The organism is Tsuneonella sp. CC-YZS046 (assembly GCF_035581365.1).
Classification (GTDB): Bacteria; Pseudomonadota; Alphaproteobacteria; order Sphingomonadales; family Sphingomonadaceae; genus JAWKXU01.
In genome coordinates, this window is record NZ_CP141590.1 from 2,694,276 (window position 1) to 2,715,955 (window position 21,680).

Genomic DNA, 21,680 nt, shown 5'->3' on the forward strand with positions numbered 1-21,680 from the left:
GCCTATTCGCTTCCTACCGCTTCGGCAATCGATACAAAGCCTTCGCGCGCCATCAGCCGCTCCAGGCCGGCCACTATCCGCTTCGCGAGGTTCGGGCCTTCATAGACCATGGCGCTGTAGAGCTGCACCAGGCTGGCCCCGGCGCGGATGCGCGCCCAGGCATGTTCGGCGCTGGCGATGCCGCCCACGCCGACCAGCGGGATCGCGCCGCCGGTGGCCTTGCGGAAATCGGACAAGCGCCGCTGCGCGAGATCGCGCAACGGCTCCCCCGAAAGCCCGCCCGCTTCCCCGGCATGGTGGGAGCGCAGCGGCGGGCGGGAAATGGTGGTGTTGGAAACGATCAGCGCGCCCAGCCGCCTGTCGAGCGCGATCCGCGCGATTGCGTCGATATCGGCGGTTTCTAGATCGGGCGCGACCTTGAGGAAGATCGGCGGCCCGGCGGGGCCGCGCGCTTCCAGCACGGCATCGAGCAGGGCGGCCAGCGCCGCTTCATCCTGCAGCGCGCGCAGGCCAGGCGTGTTCGGGCTGCTGACATTGACGGCGAGATAGGATGCGTAGGGCGCCATCGCTCGCGCCATCGTGGCATAATCGGCGATCCGGTCCTGCGAATCCTTGTTTGCGCCGATGTTGATGCCCAGCACGCCGCCCCTGTCCTTGCCTTGGCCATTGCGCGCGGCCAGCCTTGCGGCGGCTGCCTCCGCCCCGTCATTGTTGAAGCCCATGCGGTTTATCACCGCGCGATCTTTCGTCAGGCGGAACAGGCGCGGCCTGGGATTGCCCGCCTGCGGCAGCGGCGTGATGGAACCCACCTCGGCGAAACCGAAGCCGAGGCCGAGCAGCGCGTCCGGTATCTTGCCGTCCTTGTCGAAGCCGGCGGCCATGCCCAGCGGATTGGGGAAGGAAATGCCCGCCACCTGCGTGGCGAGCCCGTGGCCGAAGGATGCCGGCGCCTCCCCTGGCATGGCCTGCAGGGCGCGGATCGCGAGGCCGTGGGCCCGCTCCGCATCGAGCGTGAAAAGAAACGGGCGCAGCAGGCGGTAGATCATGTTGAATCTATGGCAAAGCCGCCGCGCTCTGTCGATGGAACAGACGGAATGCGCGTGTTTCGTCGAAATCGGACGATTCTTCCGGTTGCGTGTCGCCTTCTTACAATTTGCCGCCTGCGTTTTCCGCTAGTGGGGAGGTGCGACCCGAAGGGCTCAACGCGCCGCCGCAGGCGTGCCGCAGAGAGTTCCTCACCTTCAAGGCAGTCCCGTCCGCGTGGCGGGGCTGCCTTTTTTTTCGCGCTTTTCTCCCATTGCGAGCGTCACGATTGCAATCCCGCTGCCTCATCCCTAGATGAAATCGGAGTGATTCGATCTTATTTAGGCGGAGTGCAGGATTCATGCGGCTTTCCAGCATGGCCGATTATGCAGTGGTAACGATGAGCGCCGCCGCGCGCCACTGCGGCGGCACGCGCGTGTCCGCCGCGCAATTGGCGGAGGAAACCGGGCTGCCCGCGCCCACGGTGCAGAAGCTGGTCAGCCTGCTGAGCGCGGCTGGCCTGCTGCGTTCCGTCCGCGGCGCGGGCGGCGGGCTCCAGCTGGCCCGGCCGGCTGCCGCGATTTCCCTTGCCGATATCGTCGAAGCGGTGGAAGGGCCGATCGCCCTGACCGCCTGTATCGAAGCCGGACGCCACGATTGCGGGCTGGAGAAATCCTGCAGCCTTCGTCCGCATTGGCCTTTGGTGAATGAGGCGCTACGGGGCGCGCTCGCCCAGGTGCCGCTCACCCGGTTTTCGGAAACGCCCGTGGGGGCTCACGCATGACGGAAGAAATCAAGGATCGCGAAGCGCGCGAGGCAGCCCGCAGGCTGGAAACCTACGAATGGGGCTTCCATTCGAATATCGAGCAGGAATTCGCGCCCAAGGGATTGAGCGAGGATACGGTCCGCTTCATCAGCGCCAAGAAGGGCGAGCCGGAATGGATGCTGGAATGGCGCCTGAAGGCCTATCGCCACTGGCTGACCATGGCCGAGCCGGAATGGGCGAAGCTGGATATTCCGCCGATCGACTATCAGGACGCCTATTATTACGCGGCGCCCAAACCCAAGCCCAAGCTGGGCAGCCTGGACGAGGTCGATCCGGAAATCCTCAAGGTTTACGAAAAGCTCGGCATCCCGATCGAGGAGCAGAAGGTGCTGGCCGGTGTCGAGGGCGCGCGCAAGGTCGCGGTCGACGCGGTGTTCGATTCCGTCAGCGTGGCGACCACCTTCCGCGAGGAGCTGAAGAAGGCCGGCGTCATCTTCCTTTCGATCAGCGAGGCGATCCGCGAATATCCGGAGCTGGTGAGGAAGTGGCTCGGCAAGGTCGTGCCGCAGCATGACAATTATTTCGCCGCGCTCAATTGCGCGGTCTTTTCCGACGGCACCTTCGTCTATATCCCCGAAGGGGTGCGCTGCCCGATGGAGCTTTCCACCTATTTCCGCATCAATGCGGAGAACACCGGACAGTTCGAACGCACGCTGATCGTGGCCGACAAGGGCAGCTATGTTTCCTATCTGGAAGGCTGCACCGCGCCGCAGCGCGACGAGAACCAGCTGCACGCGGCCGTGGTGGAGCTGGTGGCGCTGGACGATGCGGAAATCAAATATTCGACCGTCCAGAACTGGTATCCGGGGGATGCGCAGGGCAAGGGCGGCATCTACAACTTCGTGACCAAGCGCGGGCTGTGCCAGGGCGCCCGCTCCAAGATCAGCTGGACCCAGGTCGAGACCGGCAGCGCGATCACCTGGAAATATCCCAGCTGCGTGCTGAACGGCGAGGATTCGGTGGGCGAGTTCTACTCGGTCGCCGTCACCAACAATTTCCAGCAGGCCGACACCGGCACCAAGATGATCCACAATGGCAAGCGCTCGCGCTCCACGATCATTTCCAAGGGGATCAGCGCGGGCCGCAGCAACAATACCTATCGCGGGTTGGTGCGCGTCGCCGCGAATGCGGAAGGGGCGCGCAATTTCACGCAGTGCGATTCCCTGCTGCTCGGCTCCAGCTGCGGGGCGCATACCGTGCCCTATATCGAGGTGAAGAATCCCTCAGCCCAGATCGAGCATGAGGCCACCACCAGCAAGATCAGCGACGACCAGCTGTTCTACGCGATGCAGCGCGGGCTGGATCAGGAGGAAGCGGTGGCGCTGATCGTCAATGGCTTCGCGCGCGAAGTGCTGCAGCAATTGCCGATGGAATTCGCGGTGGAAGCGCAGAAGCTGCTGGGCATCTCGCTGGAAGGATCGGTAGGATGAGCAAGACCCTTTCCATCCGCAGCGGCGAGAATACGGGATCATCCGATCCGCGCGCGAATTGGGGCGTCACTGGCAAGCGGCTGGACCGCCTGAAGGACATGGCCCGCGCCCGCCGCCGCGATCCGAGCGAAGCGGAAAAGCTGCTGTGGTCCGGGCTGAAGGACCAGAAGCTGGGCGGCTTCAAGTTCAAGCGGCATCAGATCGTGGGTTCCGCCATTGTCGATTTCGCCTGCCCCGCGCGCTGGCTGGTGGTTGAGATCAGCGGGCCGGGCGCCAATGCGGAACTGGATGCGCTGAAGGATCGCAAGCTTGGCGACGTGGGCATTCGCGTGCTGCGTTTCTCCGATGAAGCGGTGCTGGGCGATGCGGAGGGCGTGCTGCAGGCCATTCTGGCCGAGCTGGAGAAGCCGTTCCAGCGCCCCACCTCTGGACGCGGGAGTGCAGCATGAACGCCGCAAGCTGGATCGCGATTGCTGCCGCAACCTTCTTCCCCATGATTTTTGCGCTGGCCTTTTTCTTTGGCCCCAAGCGCACGAAGGATTCCGATGCTCAAGATTGACAATCTCCACGCCACGGTCGGTGGCACCGAAATCCTCAAGGGCCTTTCGCTCACCATCAATGCGGGCGAGGTCCATGCCATCATGGGGCCCAACGGCGCGGGCAAGTCGACGCTGTCCTATGTGCTGGGCGGGCGGCCCGGTTATGAGGTGACCGAAGGCTCGGTGACGTTCGACGGGCAGGACCTGCTGGCGCTGGAGCCGCATGAGCGCGCGGCCGCCGGGCTGTTCCTGGGCTTCCAGTATCCGGTCGAGATCCCGGGCGTCTCCAATGTCCAGTTCCTGCGCGAGGCGCTCAATGCGCAGCGCAAGGCGCGGGGGGAAGAGCCGCTCTCGGGCGGCGATTTCCTCAAGCTCGCGCGCGAGAAGGCCGGGCTGCTCAGGCTCGACATGGAGATGCTCAAGCGCCCGGTGAACGTCGGCTTCTCCGGCGGCGAGAAAAAGCGGGCCGAAATGGTCCAGATGGGCATTCTCGATCCCAAACTCGCGGTGCTGGACGAGACCGACAGCGGCCTCGACATTGACGCCTTGCGCGTGGTGGGCGAGGGCATCAATGCGATCATGCGCAAGCCCGACCGGGGCGTGCTGCTGATTACGCATTACCAGCGCCTGCTCGACTATGTGAAGCCGGACCGGGTGCATGTCCTCGCCAAGGGCCGGATCGTCACGTCCGGCGGGCCGGAACTTGCGCTCCGGCTCGAGCAGGAAGGCTACGAGGCGGTAGCGGCGTGACCGACGCGGCCATCATTCCCCTGGCCCGCCCCTCCACCCGGGATGAGGAGTGGCGCTATGCCGACCCCGCTTTCCTGGCGCAGGCGGATGGGGTGGCGCTTGCCCAGTGGCGCGCGCTCGAGGTGCCGGCCGGTGAAACCGCGCAGGAAGTCCGCGCCGTGCTGCCGGGCAATGCCGCCGGCGGCCGGGTGGACCGGCTGCGCGTCCATGTCGGCAAGGATGGCCGGTTCGCCATGTTCGTGACCAATGCCGGGGCTGCCTATTCCCGGGTCGAGGTCGAGGTGACGCTGGAGGAAGGCGCACATTTCGAATTCGGCGGCGTGACCATCGGCGGCGGGGACAATATCCAGGAATTCGTTACCCGCACGATCCATGCCGCGCCGGGCGCCACCTCGAACCAGACGGTGCGGGCGGTGCAATGGGGGCGTTCGACCGGCAATTTCCTGGGCCGGATCGAAGTTGCGCGCGATGCGCAGCAGACCGATGCCGCGCAGAATTTCAGGGCGATCCTGCTGGAAAAGGGCGCGACCGCCAATACCAAACCGGAACTGGAAATCTTCGCCGACGACGTGAAATGCGCACATGGCGCGGCGATCGGCGCGCTGGATGAGACGGCGGGCTTCTACATGGCGGCGCGTGGGCTTCCGCCCGAGATCGCGCGCAAGCTGCTGGTCCGCGCCTTCGTCGCGGATGCCTTCGCCGGCATTGCCGACGAAGCGACCCGCGAAGCCATGCTGGATCAGGCGCTTTCCGTATTGGGAGATGCGGTGTGAACGACACCGCGACCCTCAGCCGCAAGGCCGATTTCCCGGGGCTGGCCGTTCCGGAGGGCGGGGCCTGGCATTATCTCGATTCCGCGGCGACCGCGCAGAAGCCGCAGACGGTGCTGGATGCGGCGGCGCGGGCGATGGGGCGCGATTATGCAACCGTGCATCGCGGGGTCTATGCGCGTTCGGCGGATATGACGCTGGCGTTCGAGGCGGCGCGGCGGCGGGTCGCGCAATTCCTTGGCGGCGCGGAAGACGAGGTGGTGTTCACTCGCGGCGCGACCGAGGCGATCAATCTGGTCGCGCAGAGTTGGGGGCAGGCGAACCTCAAGGCCGGGGACCGAATCCTGCTTTCGGTGCTGGAACATCATTCCAACATTGTGCCGTGGCAATTGCTGCGCGACCGGACCGGGGTGGCGATCGACGTCTGCCCGCTGACCGATGACGGCAGGATCGATCTCGATGCGGCGGAACGGATGCTGACGCCGCAGCACCGGCTGGTTGCCCTCGCGCATGTGTCCAACGTGCTCGGCTCCACGCTGGATGTGCGCCGCGCAGCCGATCTTGCCCATGCGGCCGGCGCGAAGATCCTGATCGACGGCTGTCAGGCCGTGCCGCGGCTGGCGGTGGATGTCGCGGCGCTGGATTGCGATTTCTACGTGTTCTCGGCGCACAAGCTCTATGGCCCGACCGGGATCGGGGCCTTGTGGGCGCGCCGGGAAATCCTGGAAGCGATGCCGCCCTGGCATGGCGGCGGCTCGATGATCGACCGGGTGACGTTCGAGCGAACGACCTATGCGCCTCCGCCCCAGCGGTTCGAGGCGGGAACCCCCGCCATCGTGGAGGCGATCGCGCTCCACGCCGCGATCGACTACGTGGAGGCGATCGGCCTGCCGGCCATTCATGCGCACGAGCTGGCGCTGGTGTCGCGGATGCGCGATGCGATGCGCGGGATGAACGACATCCGGCTGTTCGGCCCGGAGGATTCGGCGGGGATCGTCAGTTTCGCGATGGAAGGGGTGCATCCGCACGATCTCGGCACCATATTGGACGAGGAAGGCGTCGCGATCCGCGCCGGCCACCATTGCGCGCAGCCGCTGATGGACCATCTGGGCGTGCCGGCGACGGCGCGCGCGAGCTTCGGCATTTACAGCGATGAAGGCGATATAGACGCCCTGCTGCGCGGCATCGAACGCACCAGGCGGATTTTCGCCAGAGGATGATGAGCATGAGCGAGAACACCGGAAAGACATTCGCGATCGAGGAAGTGGACGGCGTCGCGCCGCCCCCTCGCGCGCGGGTGGACGAGGCGGAGAGCCCGGCCGAGAAGCTGGAGCGCAAGCGGGACTATCTCGAGGGCTTCCTTAAGGAACAACCGGCCGGGATTTCTGCGGGCGAACCGGGCGGCGATCTCTACGAAGCGGTGGTCGCTGCGCTGCGCGAGATCTACGATCCCGAAATTCCCGTGAATATCTATGATCTCGGCCTTATCTATAATGTGGAGGTCACCTCCGAAGCCGATGTCGCGGTGACCATGACCTTGACCACGCCGCATTGCCCGGTGGCCGAAAGCATGCCGAGCGAAGTGGAACTGCGCGTCGGCAGCGTGCCGGGCGTGCGCGGGGCCGAGGTCAATCTGGTGTGGGACCCGCCATGGGACCCGGCCAAGATGAGCGACGAGGCGCGGCTCGAACTGGGGATGTTGTGATGACGACGGAAACCAAGACTCGTGCGCGGCCGGCCGCCGTATTGCTCACGCCGTCGGCCGAAGCGCGTATTGCCGAGCTGATGGCGAAGGCCCCCGCCGATGCCATCGGGGTCAAGCTGTCGACCCCGCGCCGGGGCTGTTCGGGCCTCGCCTATTCGGTCGATTACGTGACCGAAGCCGATCCGATGGACGAGCGGATCGAGACGCCGGGCGGCGCCTTCTTCATCGACGGGGCCAGCGTGCTTTACCTGATCGGCTCGACCATGGACTGGCAGGAAGACGATTTCAGCGCCGGCTTCGTGTTCCAGAACCCCAACGCGACAGGCACCTGCGGCTGCGGCGAGAGCTTCACCGTCTGAGCGACAGCCTTCGGCTGTTCAAATAGCTTCCCCCGCCCCCTCCCGCCGGTCCTGATCGGCGGGCCTCGATGTCGTGTGCATGGGCGGCATCCGCGTAGAACGGCTGCGGTCTTGCCAAATGGCATCTTATCGCCTATATCCTGCCAATAGGAGAAAGCGTGTGCTGCAGGAAATCCCTCGTACCCAGGCGGAGCCGCACAATCCCCGGATCACTCCGGAGGAAGCGCGGGCCGCAGCCCGGGCGGTGGTGAACCTGTTCGCCCGCTGGGAGCTGACGGATGAGGAAGCCTGCGAAATCCTGGGCGGGCTTTCGCTGCGCACCTATGCCCGCTGGAAGAAGGGGGAGATCGGCCGGATCGACCGCGACCTTGCCACCCGGCTTTCGCTGCTGCTCGGCATCCACAAGGGGTTGCGCTACCTCTATCGCGATGTCGAACAGGCCTATCGCTGGGTGAGGAAGCCGAATGCGGTCTTCGCCGGGCAGCGCGCGCTCGACGTGATGCTCGGCGGCTCGATCTTCGCCTTGCAACGGGTGCGCGCCTATCTCGATGCGGAGCGGGGCGGCTGGTGAATGCCGCCCGCGATGCCCTGCCCGAGGTGCATGTGCGATGGGACCGGGCCTTCCGCCTGATCCGCACCATTCATCCGCCCGTCGACCTGTTCGAGGATATTGCCGACCCGAGGGATTGGGAGGCGCTGGCCTCGGTGGAGAGCAAAACCAATCCCCGGCTGGTCGAAAGCATCGGCCGGCTGGATCTGGTGCCTGCGGAGCGGCGCGTGGCCGGCCCCGGCGCCAGCCTGGTGATGGCGCCTTTCGTGCATGTCAGCGCCGACCGGCCCGGCCGCTTCACGGCGGGCGGATATGGTGTCTACAGCGCGGGCGACAGCGAGGAAGTGGCGCTGCGCGAAGTGGCCTTCCATCAGGCCCGGCTGATGCGCAGCACGGGCGAAGGGCCGGGCTGGCATTCGCAGTTCCGCATGATGGTGGGCGCGGTGGACCGCCTGTTCGTGGATCTGCGAGGCCGCGCCGATTGTCACGACCCTGCGGACTGGAGCGTGCCGCAGCGCCTTGCCGCCCGATTGCGCGGCGATGGGGCAGACGGGGTTCACTACAATTCGGTGCGCTGCCCGGGCGGGTTGTGCATAGGGGCGTTCTGGCCCGATGCGGTGGGCATCCCGCAACAGACGGATCACTACGAACTGCATTGGGATGGCCAGCGAGTGGACCGGATATTCAACCGGCGGACGAGAACCGAGTCCGCGCTCGCCTGAAACCCTGCCTGCGCTGGCAGCGCAGGACTGCCTTTATTTCTTTAACGCGGCGACGCAGGCGGCGCGGTCCACGTCCTGCCCGTCGCTGGCCCGGCGCGCGTCCACATAGGCGGCCTTGGGTTCGGACTTCGGCGCAGGCGGATAGAGATAGATGTCGAGGACGCAGGCCTGGCCGCTGAACTGCAGCTTGCGCGCGTCGCCTTCCCATACATCGAGCCGCGCCTGGCCGAATTGCCGGGTGAGCGAGGAAACATCGGCGCCGATCACCCCTTCCAGGCCGGGCGCTTCCATCACCCGGGCGGCGCGCCAGCTGGGCGCGGGCGGCGGCGCGGGCTTGGTGGCGGGAACGCCCCGGGCGGGCGCAGGCTGGGCGCTCACGCTCTTGACCGGGGCTTGCCCGCCGCTTCCGCCGCAGGCCGCGAGCAGGGGCAGCAGGCAAAGGGACAGATTGATCTTGCGCCGCATCGCCCGCTCCTTTCCTGCGATCGTTGGGATGGCCTGAACGCAAGTGGCGGGCAAGCGCCGCCAAGTCAACGCATCGTGCCGCGATCCGCCGCCTTGGCCTTCCGGCATCGAGCGGGTAAGGGGCGCAACAGATGCTCTCTGCAAGGGAAACCGCATGTCCGCTCCTCGATACGACGTTCTCGCCATCGGCAATGCAATCGTCGATGTGATGTCTCCCTGCGAGGATGAATTGATCGAGGAACTCGGCCTTGCCCGGGGGGGCATGATGCTGGTCGATACCGACAGGGCGCATGAGCTGTATGAGGCGATGGGCCCGGCCCGGGAGATTTCCGGTGGCTCGGCGGCCAATACGCTGGCCGGCCTGTCCGCGCTGGGGGCGCAATGCGCCTTCATCGGCCAGGTCGCGGACGATCAGCTCGGCGAGGTTTTCGCTCACGACATCCGGGCGGTTGGCATCGATTTCGATTCCCCCGCCCGCCCCGGCCCGCCATCCACCGCGCGTTGCCTGATCTTCGTCACCCCTGACGGCCAGCGGACCATGAACACCTATCTCGGTGCGTCCCAGTTCCTGCCGGCCGAAGCGCTGGACGAAGGGCTGATCGCCAGCGCCGCCATCCTCTATCTCGAAGGTTATCTGTGGGACCCGGAACAGCCGCGCGCCGCGATGCGCAAAGCGATTGCCGCCGCCCGCGCGGCTGGGCGCAGGGTGGCCTTCACCCTGTCCGACGCCTTCGTGATCGACCGGCATGGCGACGATTTCCGCGCGCTGATCGATGCGGGGGAGATCGACATCCTGTTCGCCAACAAGGCGGAACTGGCCGCGCTGACCGGCGAAGCCGATCTGGAAGCCGGGCTGGCCGCGCTGGCGCCGAAACTGCCGGTGCTGGTCGTCACCCGCAGCGAGGAAGGCGCAGTGGCGATCAGCGGCGGGGAGCGGGCCGAGATCGCGGCCGAGCCGGTCGAGCATGTCGTCGACACCACCGGCGCGGGCGACCTGTTCGCCGCCGGATTTCTGGCCGGTCTGGTGCGGGGCGAGGAACTGGGCCGCTGCCTGAAGATGGGCGCGGTGGCGGCCGGGGAAGTGATTTCCCATTTCGGCGCGCGCCCGGAGGCGGATCTGCGGGCGCTGATGAAGGTGCGGCTGGGCTGATCTATGCCGTGGCCGGGCTGGCGGCCACCTGCAGCACGATCTTGCCCCGGGCCTTGCCGGACAGGGCAAGATTCAAGGCGTCGGCAAATTCCTCCAGCTTGAAGATTTCGCCCACCGGCGGCTCGATCCCGCCATGGGCGGCCCATCCCAGCAATTGGCGGAAATCGTCCCGCAGCCGGTGCTGCTCGAACAGCATATATTGCCGCACGTCCACTCCGCACAGGGCGGCCCCTTTCAGCAAGGACAGATGGGCCGGCAGGGCCGGGATCGGCCCGCCCACGAAACCGACGACCAGATGCCGGCCGCCCCAGGCGAGCGAGCGGAAGGCAGGCTCGAACAGAGGCCCGCACACCGGATCGAAGATGACATTCGGCCCGGCGCCGCCACAGGCCGCTTTCAGCCGGTCGCGCCAGCCTTCGGGATGGGTGTCGATCGCGGCATCCGCCCCGTTCGCCAGTGCATAGTCGCGCTTTTCCCCGGTGGAGGCGGCGGCGATCACCCGCGCACCCATGGCCCGGGCGACCTGGATCGCGGCCGAGCCGACACCGCCCGCCGCGCCGAAGACGAGGACGGTTTCCCCCGCCGCCAATTGCCCGCGATCGCGCAGGCCGTGCAGCACGGTCAGGAAATTCAGCGGGAAGCCCGCCCCTTGGGCAAAGCTCATGGCGGCGGGCATCGGGAAGGCCATGGAAGCGGGCGCGGCGACATATTCGGCAAAGCCGTGGCGGGCGAGGGCGATCACTCTCGTGCCGGCGGAGAGGCCGGACACCTCCCGGCCCACCTCTTCCACCACGCCCGCGATTTCATGCCCGGGCGAGAAGGGCAGCGCCGGTTTCACCTGATAGCGCCCGAGCGCTTCCAGCGCGTCGACATAGCCGACGCCGCAGCCTTCCACCCGGATGAGCACTTCGTCCGGGCCGATGCGCGGGCGGTCGGCATCGCGAAGCCGGTAGCTTTCAATCGCCTCGAGATCGTCCGCCAATACCGCTTTCATTGTTCAACCCCTCTGCTCGCCCGCGCCCCTGCGGCGGTTTTCCGCCGCAACCGCATTGTCGGATAGCCATGCTGTGATAACAGCGCCGCATGTACGATATCCGCAAGCGATTTCCGGCCGAGGACATCATCGAGCCGGACCTGCCGATCTGCGATGCCCATCATCATATCTGGGACTGGGCGGGAATGCCCTATCTGCTCGAAGATTATGTCGCGGATGTCGATCCGGGGCGGGGCCACCGGGTCGAGACGTCGGTATTCGTGGAATGCCGCGCCTTCTACGATGCGGATGCGCCCGCCCGGCTGATGCCGGTGGGCGAGGTGCGCGAGGTGGCGGCGCTGGCCGCGCAGGCGCGTGCCGACGGCTTCCGCCCGATGCAGGCGATCGTGGGCCATGCGGATCTGCTGCTCGGCGCGGATGCCCGGGAAACGCTGGAGAAGCTGGTCGAGGCCGGGGAAGGCCGGCTCCGCTCGATCCGTCATTCGGTGGCGTGGGATGCCTCGCCCGAAGTGGGCAACAGCATCGTCAATCCGCCGCCGCATCTGCTGGGGAACTCCCGGTTCCGCGAAGGCTTCGCCCTGCTCGAGGGGTTCGGCCTCGCCTTCGAGGCATGGCTTTATCATCCGCAGCTGCCGGATCTGGTCGAGCTGGCGACGGCCTTTCCCGGCACCGGGATCGTGCTCGATCATCTGGGCGGTCCGCTGGGGATCGGCCCCTATGCCGGACGCAGGGAAGAGGTGTTCGCCGACTGGCGCGAGCAGATCCGGCGGCTGGCCGAACGGCGGAACGTCATCGTGAAGCTGGGCGGGCTGGGCATGACGAAATGCGGCTTCGGCTTCGAGCATCGGGACGCGCCGCCGACCCCCGCCGAACTGGCCGAGGCATGGCGGCCCTATATCGAAACCTGCATCGAGGCATTCGGCCCGGAGCGTTGCATGTTCGAAAGCAATTATCCGGCGGACCGGGAAAGTTGCGGCTATTCCGCCATCTGGAACGCCTTCAAGCTGATCGTGTCGGGGGCCAGCGCCGCTGAGAAGTCAGCCCTGTTCCGCGACAATGCGCATCGCTTCTACCGGATCGCCTGACCGGCGCGCTAGAGTGATTTCGAAGCAAGTGGAATCACTTGCTGACTCGGAAATCACGGAAAACAGGCAAATTCCAGACTCGTTCCGGTTCAACCAGAACCGGAACGAGTCTAAGGCCTGCCTCAATCAGCCCTGCTCCTTCTCCCGGGCCACTTCGCGCCAGCCGATGTCGCGGCGGCAGAAACCGTCCGGAAAGTCGATGAGGTCGACCGCGCGATAGGCGGCGGCCTGCGCCTCGGTCACGCTGGCACCGCGCGCGGTGACATTCAGCACCCGCCCCCCGCTCGAGGCAAGGGCGCCGGCCGCGTCCAGCGCGGTGCCGGCATGGAACACCCGCGCGCCGGTCGCCTCGGCGGCGTCCAGCGCCTCGATCCGTCCACCCTTCTTCGGGGTATCGGGATAGCCTTGCGCCGCCATCACCACGGTCAGCGCCGCATCGTCGGAAAAGCGGGGCGGCTGGCAGGTGGACAGGCGGTTTTCCGCGCAGGCGAGCAGCAGTTCGCCCAGGTCGCAATCCAGCCGCATCATCAGCACCTGGCATTCCGGATCGCCGAACCGGCAATTATATTCGATCAGCTTCGGACCCTGCGCGGTCAGCATCAGCCCGGCATAGAGCACGCCCGAGTAAGGCGTGCCTTCATCGGCCATGGTCCTGACGGTGGGGGCGATGATCCGTTCCAGCACCTCGCCTTCCAGCAGCGGAGTGAGGACCGGGGCCGGGCTGTAGGCGCCCATGCCGCCGGTATTGGGTCCGGTATCGCCCTCGCCCACCCGCTTGTGGTCCTGCGCGGAGCCGAACGGCACGATGGTTGCCCCGTCGGTCAGGGCGAAGAAGCTGGCCTCCTCCCCTTCCATGAATTCCTCGATCACCACTTCCGCGCCCGCCGCGCCGAACCGGCCGCCGAACATGTCGGCCAGGGCTTCCCCGGCTTCGGCCCGGTTTTCGGCGATGACCACGCCCTTGCCCGCCGCGAGGCCGTCCGCCTTCAGCACATAGGGCGCGGCGAAGCGCTCCAGCGCCGCATTCGCTTCCTCGAGCGAGCGGGTGCGGACATAGCCTGCGGTCGGGATGCCGGCGCGTTCGCACAGATCCTTGGTATAGCCCTTGCTGCCTTCCAGCCGCGCCGCCGCCCTGGAGGGGCCGAACACCGGCGTGCCCGCTTCCCGCAGCGAATCGGCCAGGCCATCCACCAGCGGGGCTTCCGGCCCGATCACCACCAGCCCGATGGCGTGGCTTTCGCAGAAAGCGGCGACTGCGGCATGGTCGCTCAGGTCGAGCGCGACGAGGTCGGCATGGGCCGCGATTCCCGGATTGCCGGGCGAAGCATACAGCCTGCCTGCCCCGTTTCGCAAAAGGCGGGATTGCGCCAGCTTCCATGCCAGCGCATGTTCGCGTCCGCCCGAGCCCAGCAAGAGGATATTCATGCCCGATACCTTCGATGACGATGCCCCCGATCCGGAAGGCGCTGGCGGGCTGGTAGCGAAGGGCGTGGCCGGGGACAACGCCGCGCCGCTCTCCATCAGCGAAATTTCCGCGCTGCTGAAGCGGACGGTGGAGGAGCGCTTCGGCTTCGTCCGCCTGCGCGGGGAGCTTTCCGGCGTGAAACGCGCCGCCTCCGGCCATCTCTATTGCAGTCTCAAGGACGAGAATGCGCGCATCGACGGGGTGATGTGGCGCGGCAATGCCCAGCGGCTGGGTTTCGCGCCCGAGGATGGGCTGGAGGTGATCGCCAGCGGCAAGCTCACCACCTACCCGGGCCGCTCGAATTACCAGATCGTGATCGAGCGGATGGAGATCGCCGGGGAAGGCGCGCTGCTGGCGCTGCTGGAGAAGACGCGGGCGCGGCTCGCGGCGGAAGGGCTGTTCGCGGCAGAGCGCAAGCGGCCCCTGCCTTATCTGCCGCGCGTGATCGGGGTGGTGACGTCGCCCACCGGAGCGGTGATCCGCGATATTCTCCACCGGCTGGCGGATCGCTTCCCCAGCCATGTGCTGGTCTGGCCGGTGCTGGTGCAGGGGCAGGGCTCGGCGGAGCAGGTCGCGGCCGCGATTCGCGGCTTCTCGGCGCTCGCTCCCGGCGGGCCGGTGCCGCGCCCGGATCTGGTGATCGTCGCGCGCGGCGGCGGCTCGATCGAGGATCTGTGGAGCTTCAACGAGGAAATCGTGGTCCGGGCGATCGCCGACTGCGCGATTCCGGTGATTTCCGCGGTCGGGCATGAGACGGACACCACGCTGGCGGACCACGCTGCCGACCGGCGCGCACCCACCCCCACCGCCGCCGCTGAAATGGCCGTGCCGGTGCGGGCGGATCTTCAATCGTTGCTGGCGGAGCTGGGCCTGCGCAAGCAGCGCTGCGCGCTGCGCCCGGTCCAGTTGGGGCGGGAACGGCTGGAGGCGCGGGCCCAGCGCCTGCCCCGGCCCGAGGCGCTGCTGGCCGCTCAGGCTCAGAAACTTGACGATCTTACGGAGCGGCTGCGGCGCGGGCTGGCTGCCCGTGCCCAGATTTCGCGCAATGCGCTGATGGCGGACAGCGCCCGCCTTTCGACCCCGCTGCTGATGGCACGGGTCGACCGCGCGCGGGACCGCCTGGGGGCGGTGCGGCTCGCCCCGGAGCTGGTGACGCGCCGGATCGCCACCCAGCGGGAACGGCTCGACAATCTGGCGCGCATGGCGGCCTCGCTGCATCCCGACCGGCCGCTCGCGCGCGGCTATGTGCGGGTCATGAATACATCGGGCCAGACCCTGACCGACAAGGCGGAAGCGGCCAGGGAGCCGATCCTGTCGCTGAAGTTCCGCGATGGAACGCTGGAGGTTTCGCCCGGCGGCGCGCGGCCCGCCCGCGCCGCGCCGCGCCGTGGCGAAACCGGCGATCAGCCGAAATTGCTTTGAAACGGACGCTTTGCTAGGGTCTTGGCCATGTTGATGTCATCGCGCGATGCTGTAGCCAGCCTTGAATACGGACCCAACGGGTATCGTATCCGCAAAACCGGAAGCCACGTGATCTGTGCCGTGAGCGGCAAGGTCATCCCGCTGGAGGAATTGCGCTATTGGAGCGTCGAGCTGCAGGAGGCTTACGCCAGCCCTGAAATAGCGACGCGGCGGTTGCTGGGCCAGGCGTGAAGGCCCGTTCCGTGATGCGCGGTCTTGCCGTTGGCGGGGCCAGCCTCATCCTTGGTGCCTGCAGCGCGGGCTATGGCGACGATGCGCCGGCGGCCGGCACCGCCCCGCGCCCGCCGGAAAGCGCCGCCGTTCCCCCGGCTTCGCCCGCGCCGGCCGCCGCGGTGTTCAGCCTGTCCGGAGAGCTTACGCAAGGCGGCTGGGTGCGGGGCATCGCTCCAGCCGGCACGACAAGAGTGACGCTGGATGGAGCGCCCCTGCCGCTGGCCCCCGACCGCAGCTTCTTTGCCGCGTTCGATCGGGACGCGGGGCGTAGCGCCATGCTCGCCGCCGAGTTCGCCAATGGGCAGCGCATGGAAAAGCCCCTGTCCATCGCGCCGCGCTCCTGGAATATCGAACATATCAACGCCGCGCGCCGTCCCGATGGGCCGACCGAGGCTTTCCTGGCGAAGCGCAGGCCGGAGCTGGCTCGGATCGAGGCGGGGCGGGCGGTGAATGCCGCCAGCGACGGCTGGCGCCAGCGCTTCATCTGGCCGGTCAAAGGGCGGATTTCCGGGCGGTTCGGCTTGCAGCGCATCTATCGGGGCGAGCCCGGGGCCTATCACGGCGGACTCGACATCAGCACCGGCGCCAGCGGCACGCCCTTCGTGGCGCCGGCCGACGGCGTGGTGGTTCTCGCCGCGCAGACGCCGTTCACGCTGGAAGGCTATCTGCTGATCGTCGACCACGGCGCGGGGTTGAACAGCGCCTTTCTCCATTGCTCGGCCATATTGGTGCGCGAGGGCGAGCGCGTGAAGCAGGGCCAGACGATCGGCCGGATCGGCGCGACCGGCCGGGCCACCGGGCCGCATCTCCACTGGGGAATCAAATGGCGGGACGCGCGGCTGGACCCGCTGCTGTTCCTGCCCGACCCGATGTAACGGCACCGTTTCGCAATTTTATTTTGCGACTGCACATTTCCGGGAAATCTTTATCCTGCCGGGTCCGGCAACGGGCAAGCATATTCCAAAAACCCTCAGAAATGCGGGATAACTAGCCTATCACGGCAATGTTGCACAGTTGCTACAGTGCTGACAAAAATGTCAGTAATAGCGCTTTGGCGCTTTCCTTTCGTGGTTTAACAAACACTAATGTCAGTAGGCCAAGCCCCCTGGCCCGGTATTTGGGTCCGGTATTTGGTTGCGTCGAGTTCTCTCCTCAGAACTCCGGATTTCGTTCCCAAGGAATGGGACCACGCGATGACACCATTTGCACGTTTTTGTTCCGCCGCCGCCACCATGGCTCTCGGAACCAGCCTTCTTTATTCCCCCGCCCATGCGCAGGAAGAACCTGTCCCTACCGTGGATTGCTCGATCGATCCCGGCAGCGCCGAATGCACCGGCTCAAGCCAGCTCATCATCGTCACCGGCTCGCGCGTCGCGCGGCCCGATCTCGAGGCGAGCAGCCCGGTTGCGGTGATCAGCGGCGATTCGTTCAAGACCTTCAATTCGCCCAGCGCGGAAAAGCTGCTGGCGCAGAATCCGCAGTTCCTTCCGGAAAGCGGCCCGGCGGTGAACAATGGCAGCCCGGGCGCGGCCACGCTCAACCTGCGCGGCCTGGGCGACCTGCGGACGCTGGTGCTGGTCAACGGCAAGCGCATGGTTTCCTACGATTATGACGGCGTGGTCGATGTCAACACCATCCCGACCGCGCTGATAAAGCGGGTGGACGTGCTGACCGGCGGCGCTTCCGCCGTCTATGGCTCGGACGCCATCACCGGCGTCGTCAACTTCATCCTGGACGACGAATATGAAGGGGTCCGCTTCGATGGCTCCCTCGAAATGACCAGCCGGGGCGATGGCGAGGTCTATAACAGCGACCTCACGCTGGGCACCAGGCTGGGCGATCGCGGCAATATCGTCGCCTCGGTCGGCTATATGGAGCGCTCGGTGGTCTATCAGGACGCGCGCAAATATTCGCGCTTCGCGTTGAGTTCCGACGATCTCGTGTCGCCCGGCGGCAGTTCCACCGCCTATCCCACGGTGTTCGACAACACCTTCGCGGATAATGACAACGCCTACTACCAGATCGGGCAGGGCAACGATCTCGTTCCCTTCTACGAACCCTATAATTACGCGCCGCCGAATTACCTGATTACCCCGCAGGAACGCTGGATCGGCACGGTGCTGGCGAAATACGAGATAGTGGACGGGGTCGAATGGTTCGGCCGCGCCAGCCTGATCGATTCGAAGGTGAACAGCCAGAGCGCGCCGAGCGGCACCTTCGGCTACACCTTCGATATATATCCCGATAATCCCTATCTGACGGATCAGCAGCGCGATCTCTTCTTCAACGGCATCGGCACGATCAACCCCGACGGTTCCACCACCGTCGGCATTCGCCGGCGCCTCGTCGAGAGCGGCGGCCGCACCACCACCTACCACAACAAGGCGTGGCAGGCGGTGATGGGCCTGCGCGGAGACATTGGCGACAATCTGAACTGGGAAGTCTTCGGCCAATACGCCAAGACCAAGCGCAACATCGCCTATCTGAACGACGTCACCTATGGCCTCGTCGCCCAGGCCCTGGACGCCGTGGACGACGGTTCCGGCAACATCGTCTGCCGCGATCCGGGCAATGGCTGCGTTCCGATCAACCTGTTCACCACCGATCCGATTTCGGAGGATGCGCTTGGCTTCATCTCCGCCACCGGGCGGCAGAAGGACAAGACCCAGCAATGGATCGCCGGCGCTTCGCTCAGTGGCGATCTCGGCGCCTTCTCGCCCTGGTCCGACAAGGCCGTGGGCTTCGCCGTGGGCGCGGAATACCGCAAGGAAAAGGCGGCTTCGACCATCGACGACCTTTATGCCTCGGGCGAACTGATCGGTTACGGCCAGGGCCAGGTGTTCCCCAGCTTCTCCTACAATGTGAAGGAAGTGTTCGGGGAAGCGATCATCCCGCTGGTCTCGGACAAGGGCTTCTTCCAGGAGCTGAATATCGAGCTTGGCGCGCGCTACGCCGATTATTCGACGGTGGGCAGCGTCTTCAGCTGGAAGGGCGGCGCCAACTGGACCCCGGTGGACGGCCTGCGCCTGCGCGGCATGTATCAGCGTGCGGTGCGTGCGCCCAACCTCTATGAGGTATCGGCGCCGATCATGTCCGGCATCGACAATCTGGACAACGATCCCTGCGCGGGCAGCACTCCGGTCGGCGATGCCGAGCTGACTGCCCTGTGCATCGCGACAGGCGCTCCGGCAAGCCAGATCGGCCGCATCGCGCAGCCGGTTTCCGGCCAGATCAACGCTTTCTATGGCGGCAATCCCGATCTGGACGCGGAAAAATCCGACACCATCACGATTGGTTTCGTCGCCACGCCGCGCGGCATTCCGGGCTTGTCGCTTTCGGTCGATTACTACAATATCAAGATCAAGAACGCGATCGACGTTCTCGGCGTTTCGCCGCAGAATGTGGTCGACGGCTGCTTCCTGTTTCTCAAGGACGCCAGCAGCGATTATTGCCAGGCGGTGGTCCGCAATTCGCTGACCGGCGCGCTCAGCGGCGGCATCGACTATGGCGTCGAGCAGTTCCAGTTCAACTCCGCGATCCTCAAGACCAGCGGGGTCGACGTGGTGCTCGATTATGTCCGCCCGGTGGGGGAGAACAGGATCGGCTTCAACCTGTCCGGCACCTATGTCGACAGCTTCAAGAAGCAGGGCGTCAGCTTTATTCCGGCAACCGAATGCGCCGGCAAGTTCGGCTTCGCCTGCAACATGGCGCCGATGCCCAAGTGGAAGCATACCGCTTCGCTCACCTTCGGAGGCGACAGGTTCTCCATCACCGGCCGGTGGCGCTTCATCGGCGCGGTCAAGCAGGATGCGGGAACGGATATCCTCAACTCGAAGATCGGCGCGAAGAGCTATTTCGACATGAGCGGGTCGATGGAGTTCTACGACAAGTTCACCCTGCGCCTCGGGGTGCAGAACATCTTCGACAAGAATCCGCCGATCGTGGGCGCGGATGCGGGCGGCACGGCCTATGCGGCCGCCAACACCTTCCCCACCGTGTATGATTCACTGGGCACGACCTTCTTCGCGGGCATCACCGCGGACTTCTGATAGCCGATAACGAACCCTTCGAGGGTCGCACGGAAGGGGGCGCGGTCAATTGGCCGTGCCCCCTTTTCGCATGGGGATCGGGAAAATTCCGTTCCCACCTTTCCGCCGTCCGCCTATGCCGCCGCCCATGCGCCGAATCGCACTTGTCCTGTTCTGCGCGGTCCTGCTGGCTCTGAGCTGGTGGCGCAGCCCGGTCCCCCCGCCCGACAATGACGGCCATGTCAGCTTCGCCCGGCTGTCCATCGCCGGCCTGCCGCCGCCCGGCGCGGGGATGAAGCTGCTCGACGCGTGGCAGCTCCGCAGCGCAGGCGATGCCTTCGGCGGCTATTCCACCCTCGTCGCGCTGGATGGCGGCGCGCATTTCCTGAGCGCGAGCGACCGTGGCCGGGAATTGCGCTTCCGCGATCCGTCGCTGGGCGACCCGCAGGCCCGCATGGGCTATTTCGTGGCGCGTGGAGGGGCGGACAAGCTCGATGTGGATGTCGAGGGCCTGACCCGCGATCCGGCGAGCGGGACGATCTGGGCGAGCTATGAGCAGACCAACCGGATCGTGAGGATCGGCCCCGATGCCGGAGCGCTTCAAGCCATTGCGCCCCCGGCGATGCGGCATTGGCCCTCCAATAGCGGGCCGGAGGCGATCCTGCATCTGGCCGACGGGCGTTTCCTCGTGCTGGAAGAGGCGCAGGGGGAATGGTGGAGCCGGCGGCCCGGGGCGGGGTTGCTGTTCCCCGGCGATCCGGTGGAAGGCTCGCGGCCCGAGCGATTCCGTTTCGCCGCGCCTGAGGGCTTCTCCCCCACCGACATCGCGCAACTGCCCGATGGGCGCGTGCTGATCCTGCTGCGCAAGGTGGTGTTCCCGATCCCGCCGCGTTTTGCGGGCGCCCTGCTGCTGGCCGATCCGGCGGAGATTCGCCCGGGCCGGGTCTGGACGGGAAAGATCGTGGCACGATTCGCGCCGCCGTTGCCGGTCGACAATTACGAAGGCCTGGAGATCGTGCCGGATGAGGCTGGGGCGGTCATCGTCTGGATCATTTCCGACGACAACACGGCGGTGACGCAACGCACCCTGCTGCTGAAGCTGCGCTGGACCCCGCCGCCCCCGGAACCGGAAGACGCGAAAAGGGCGCGCGACGATGCCGCACGCCCCCGATCTTGAATCAGGCCCGATCTTGAATCAGGCAGGAGAGGGAGGGCCGTTCTGCCCCGCCCGTGGCCGTCAGGCCGCGGCCTGAGCCTTCACCAGTTCGCGCTTCACCTTGCGGGCGCGCGGGGAAAGCTTGATGTCAGCGGTCTTCAGCAGCCAGTTGTCCAGCCCGCCATTGTGTTCGACCGAGCGCAGGCCCTGGGTTGAGACGCGGAAGCGGAAGCTGCGGTCGAGCTTTTCGGAAAGCAGCGTCACATTCTGCAGGTTGGGCAGGAAGACCCGCTTGGTCTTGTTGTTGGCGTGGCTCACATTGTGGCCGATCTGGCGGCCCTTGCCGGTCAGTTCGCAGATACGCGACATGCTACATTCTCACTCGAAGATACGGTTATCCGTGGAAAGCGGCGCGCATAGCGGCGGCAGGCCGAATCGTCAAGCAAATCGGCGGCATTGCGGCTCGGCCCTTGCGGGACTAGCGAACAGGCATGACTCGCTGGCCGCTTCCGGAACCGATGGCCGCCGCGCTGGAAGAGGCGCGGGCGGCCGTGCGCGCCGGTGAAGTGCCGGTGGGCGCCGTTGTGGTGCGTGACGGTGCCATTCTGGCGCGCGCCTACAACATGCCGCGCGGGCTGGCCGATCCCACGGCCCATGCGGAATTGCTGGCCATCCGCCGCGCCGCCGAGGCGCTGGGGCAGGAGAAGCTGGAAGGCTGCGAGCTATGGGTTACGCTGGAACCCTGCGCGATGTGCGCCGGGGCCATCGCCCATGCTCGAATCGCGCGCCTCTATTATGGCGCGGCCGATCCCAAGGGCGGCGCGGTGGAGCATGGCGCCCGCATCTTCGCCCAGCCGCAATGTCTGCACCGGCCGGAAGTCTATTCAGGCATCGGGGAGGCCGAGGCGGCCGCGCTGTTGCGCGATTTCTTTCGCGCAAGGCGCTGAGCGGGCCTGGGGCCGGTCCGG

General features: G+C 66.4%; 23 protein-coding genes. 18 read left to right on the forward strand and 5 right to left on the reverse strand.

The genetic code is table 11. From position 1 onward, the window contains the following. Positions 1–2: 2 nt before the first annotated feature. The gene (locus U8326_RS13255; RefSeq protein ID WP_324740850.1) at positions 3–1,046 is read right to left on the reverse strand and encodes a quinone-dependent dihydroorotate dehydrogenase; all 1,044 of its coding nucleotides are present in this window, start codon (positions 1,044–1,046) and stop codon (positions 3–5) included. Positions 1,047–1,384: 338 nt separating this feature from the next. Here U8326_RS13255 and U8326_RS13260 point away from each other — a divergent pair, with 338 nt between their 5' ends. The 10 genes from U8326_RS13260 (at position 1,385) to U8326_RS13305 (ending at position 8,674) form a co-directional block, all read left to right on the forward strand. Then, complete coding sequence (locus U8326_RS13260; RefSeq protein ID WP_324740851.1) at positions 1,385–1,807, forward strand: SUF system Fe-S cluster assembly regulator; 423 nt, start codon at positions 1,385–1,387, stop codon at positions 1,805–1,807. After that, a complete protein-coding gene (gene sufB / locus U8326_RS13265) occupies positions 1,804–3,279 on the forward strand; it encodes a Fe-S cluster assembly protein SufB (RefSeq protein WP_324740852.1) in 1,476 nt (491 codons plus the stop codon). Before U8326_RS13260 ends, sufB begins: the two co-directional genes overlap by 4 nt. After that, a complete protein-coding gene (locus U8326_RS13270) occupies positions 3,276–3,728 on the forward strand; it encodes an endonuclease domain-containing protein (protein WP_324740853.1) in 453 nt (150 codons plus the stop codon). The genes sufB and U8326_RS13270 overlap by 4 nt, the downstream gene beginning before the upstream one ends. Positions 3,729–3,824: 96 nt before the next feature. Continuing rightward, complete coding sequence (gene sufC / locus U8326_RS13275) at positions 3,825–4,568, forward strand: Fe-S cluster assembly ATPase SufC (RefSeq protein WP_324740854.1); 744 nt, start codon at positions 3,825–3,827, stop codon at positions 4,566–4,568. Beyond that, complete coding sequence (locus tag U8326_RS13280; RefSeq protein ID WP_324740855.1) at positions 4,565–5,341, forward strand: SufD family Fe-S cluster assembly protein; 777 nt, start codon at positions 4,565–4,567, stop codon at positions 5,339–5,341. Before sufC ends, U8326_RS13280 begins: the two co-directional genes overlap by 4 nt. After that, positions 5,338–6,558 carry a cysteine desulfurase gene (locus U8326_RS13285; protein WP_324740856.1) on the forward strand — a complete coding sequence of 407 codons (1,221 nt, stop codon included), beginning with the start codon at positions 5,338–5,340 and terminating at the stop codon, positions 6,556–6,558. The genes U8326_RS13280 and U8326_RS13285 overlap by 4 nt, the downstream gene beginning before the upstream one ends. Positions 6,559–6,563: 5 nt before the next feature. Beyond that, positions 6,564–7,043: an SUF system Fe-S cluster assembly protein gene (locus U8326_RS13290; protein ID WP_324740858.1), complete on the forward strand. Its 480-nt coding sequence runs from the start codon at positions 6,564–6,566 to the stop codon at positions 7,041–7,043. Continuing rightward, a complete protein-coding gene (locus U8326_RS13295; RefSeq protein ID WP_324740859.1) occupies positions 7,043–7,402 on the forward strand; it encodes an iron-sulfur cluster assembly accessory protein in 360 nt (119 codons plus the stop codon). The genes U8326_RS13290 and U8326_RS13295 overlap by 1 nt, the downstream gene beginning before the upstream one ends. A gap of 160 nt (positions 7,403–7,562) precedes the next feature. After that, on the forward strand, positions 7,563–7,973 hold the full coding sequence (locus U8326_RS13300) for an MbcA/ParS/Xre antitoxin family protein (protein ID WP_324740861.1): 411 nt from the start codon (positions 7,563–7,565) through the stop codon (positions 7,971–7,973). Next, a complete protein-coding gene (locus U8326_RS13305; protein WP_324740862.1) occupies positions 7,970–8,674 on the forward strand; it encodes an RES family NAD+ phosphorylase in 705 nt (234 codons plus the stop codon). Before U8326_RS13300 ends, U8326_RS13305 begins: the two co-directional genes overlap by 4 nt. 33 nt (positions 8,675–8,707) lie before the next feature. Here U8326_RS13305 and U8326_RS13310 read toward each other — a convergent pair whose 3' ends face one another. Continuing rightward, positions 8,708–9,139, reverse strand: a complete 432-nt coding sequence (locus U8326_RS13310) for a hypothetical protein (protein ID WP_324740863.1) — start codon at positions 9,137–9,139, stop codon at positions 8,708–8,710. A 154-nt stretch (positions 9,140–9,293) separates the two neighbouring features. Between U8326_RS13310 and U8326_RS13315 the strand changes: the two genes are divergently transcribed. Beyond that, positions 9,294–10,289, forward strand: coding sequence for an adenosine kinase (locus U8326_RS13315; RefSeq protein WP_324740864.1), 996 nt, complete (start codon positions 9,294–9,296; stop codon positions 10,287–10,289). A gap of 1 nt (position 10,290) precedes the next feature. On the opposite strand, the gene U8326_RS13320 is transcribed toward U8326_RS13315, so the two are convergent. Next, complete coding sequence (locus U8326_RS13320) at positions 10,291–11,283, reverse strand: NADPH:quinone oxidoreductase family protein (protein ID WP_324740866.1); 993 nt, start codon at positions 11,281–11,283, stop codon at positions 10,291–10,293. A gap of 89 nt (positions 11,284–11,372) precedes the next feature. Here U8326_RS13320 and U8326_RS13325 point away from each other — a divergent pair, with 89 nt between their 5' ends. Beyond that, positions 11,373–12,368, forward strand: coding sequence for an amidohydrolase family protein (locus U8326_RS13325; protein ID WP_324740868.1), 996 nt, complete (start codon positions 11,373–11,375; stop codon positions 12,366–12,368). Positions 12,369–12,494: 126 nt separating this feature from the next. On the opposite strand, the gene purD is transcribed toward U8326_RS13325, so the two are convergent. After that, positions 12,495–13,793, reverse strand: a complete 1,299-nt coding sequence (gene purD / locus U8326_RS13330) for a phosphoribosylamine--glycine ligase (RefSeq protein ID WP_324740869.1) — start codon at positions 13,791–13,793, stop codon at positions 12,495–12,497. Here purD and xseA point away from each other — a divergent pair. From xseA to U8326_RS13355, 5 genes are all read left to right on the forward strand, one after another. Beyond that, entirely contained in the window at positions 13,792–15,255 is a 1,464-nt protein-coding gene (gene xseA, locus U8326_RS13335) for an exodeoxyribonuclease VII large subunit (RefSeq protein ID WP_324740870.1), read from the forward strand. The two genes, purD and xseA, sit on opposite strands and share 2 nt — an antisense overlap. Before the next feature lie 27 nt (positions 15,256–15,282). Beyond that, positions 15,283–15,486, forward strand: a complete 204-nt coding sequence (locus U8326_RS13340; protein WP_324740871.1) for a DUF2093 domain-containing protein — start codon at positions 15,283–15,285, stop codon at positions 15,484–15,486. Between the two features lie 14 nt (positions 15,487–15,500). Next, complete coding sequence (locus U8326_RS13345) at positions 15,501–16,403, forward strand: M23 family metallopeptidase (protein ID WP_416385533.1); 903 nt, start codon at positions 15,501–15,503, stop codon at positions 16,401–16,403. A gap of 318 nt (positions 16,404–16,721) precedes the next feature. Beyond that, the gene (locus U8326_RS13350) at positions 16,722–19,577 is read left to right on the forward strand and encodes a TonB-dependent receptor domain-containing protein (protein ID WP_324740874.1); all 2,856 of its coding nucleotides are present in this window, start codon (positions 16,722–16,724) and stop codon (positions 19,575–19,577) included. A 127-nt stretch (positions 19,578–19,704) separates the two neighbouring features. Continuing rightward, positions 19,705–20,733 (forward strand): esterase-like activity of phytase family protein, encoded by a 1,029-nt coding sequence (locus U8326_RS13355; RefSeq protein ID WP_324740875.1) that lies wholly within the window; start codon positions 19,705–19,707, stop codon positions 20,731–20,733. Between the two features lie 60 nt (positions 20,734–20,793). Here U8326_RS13355 and rpmB read toward each other — a convergent pair whose 3' ends face one another. After that, on the reverse strand, positions 20,794–21,081 hold the full coding sequence (gene rpmB / locus U8326_RS13360; RefSeq protein WP_324740876.1) for a 50S ribosomal protein L28: 288 nt from the start codon (positions 21,079–21,081) through the stop codon (positions 20,794–20,796). A gap of 122 nt (positions 21,082–21,203) precedes the next feature. Here rpmB and U8326_RS13365 point away from each other — a divergent pair, with 122 nt between their 5' ends. Beyond that, complete coding sequence (locus U8326_RS13365) at positions 21,204–21,659, forward strand: nucleoside deaminase (protein ID WP_324740877.1); 456 nt, start codon at positions 21,204–21,206, stop codon at positions 21,657–21,659. Positions 21,660–21,680 lie beyond the last annotated feature (21 nt).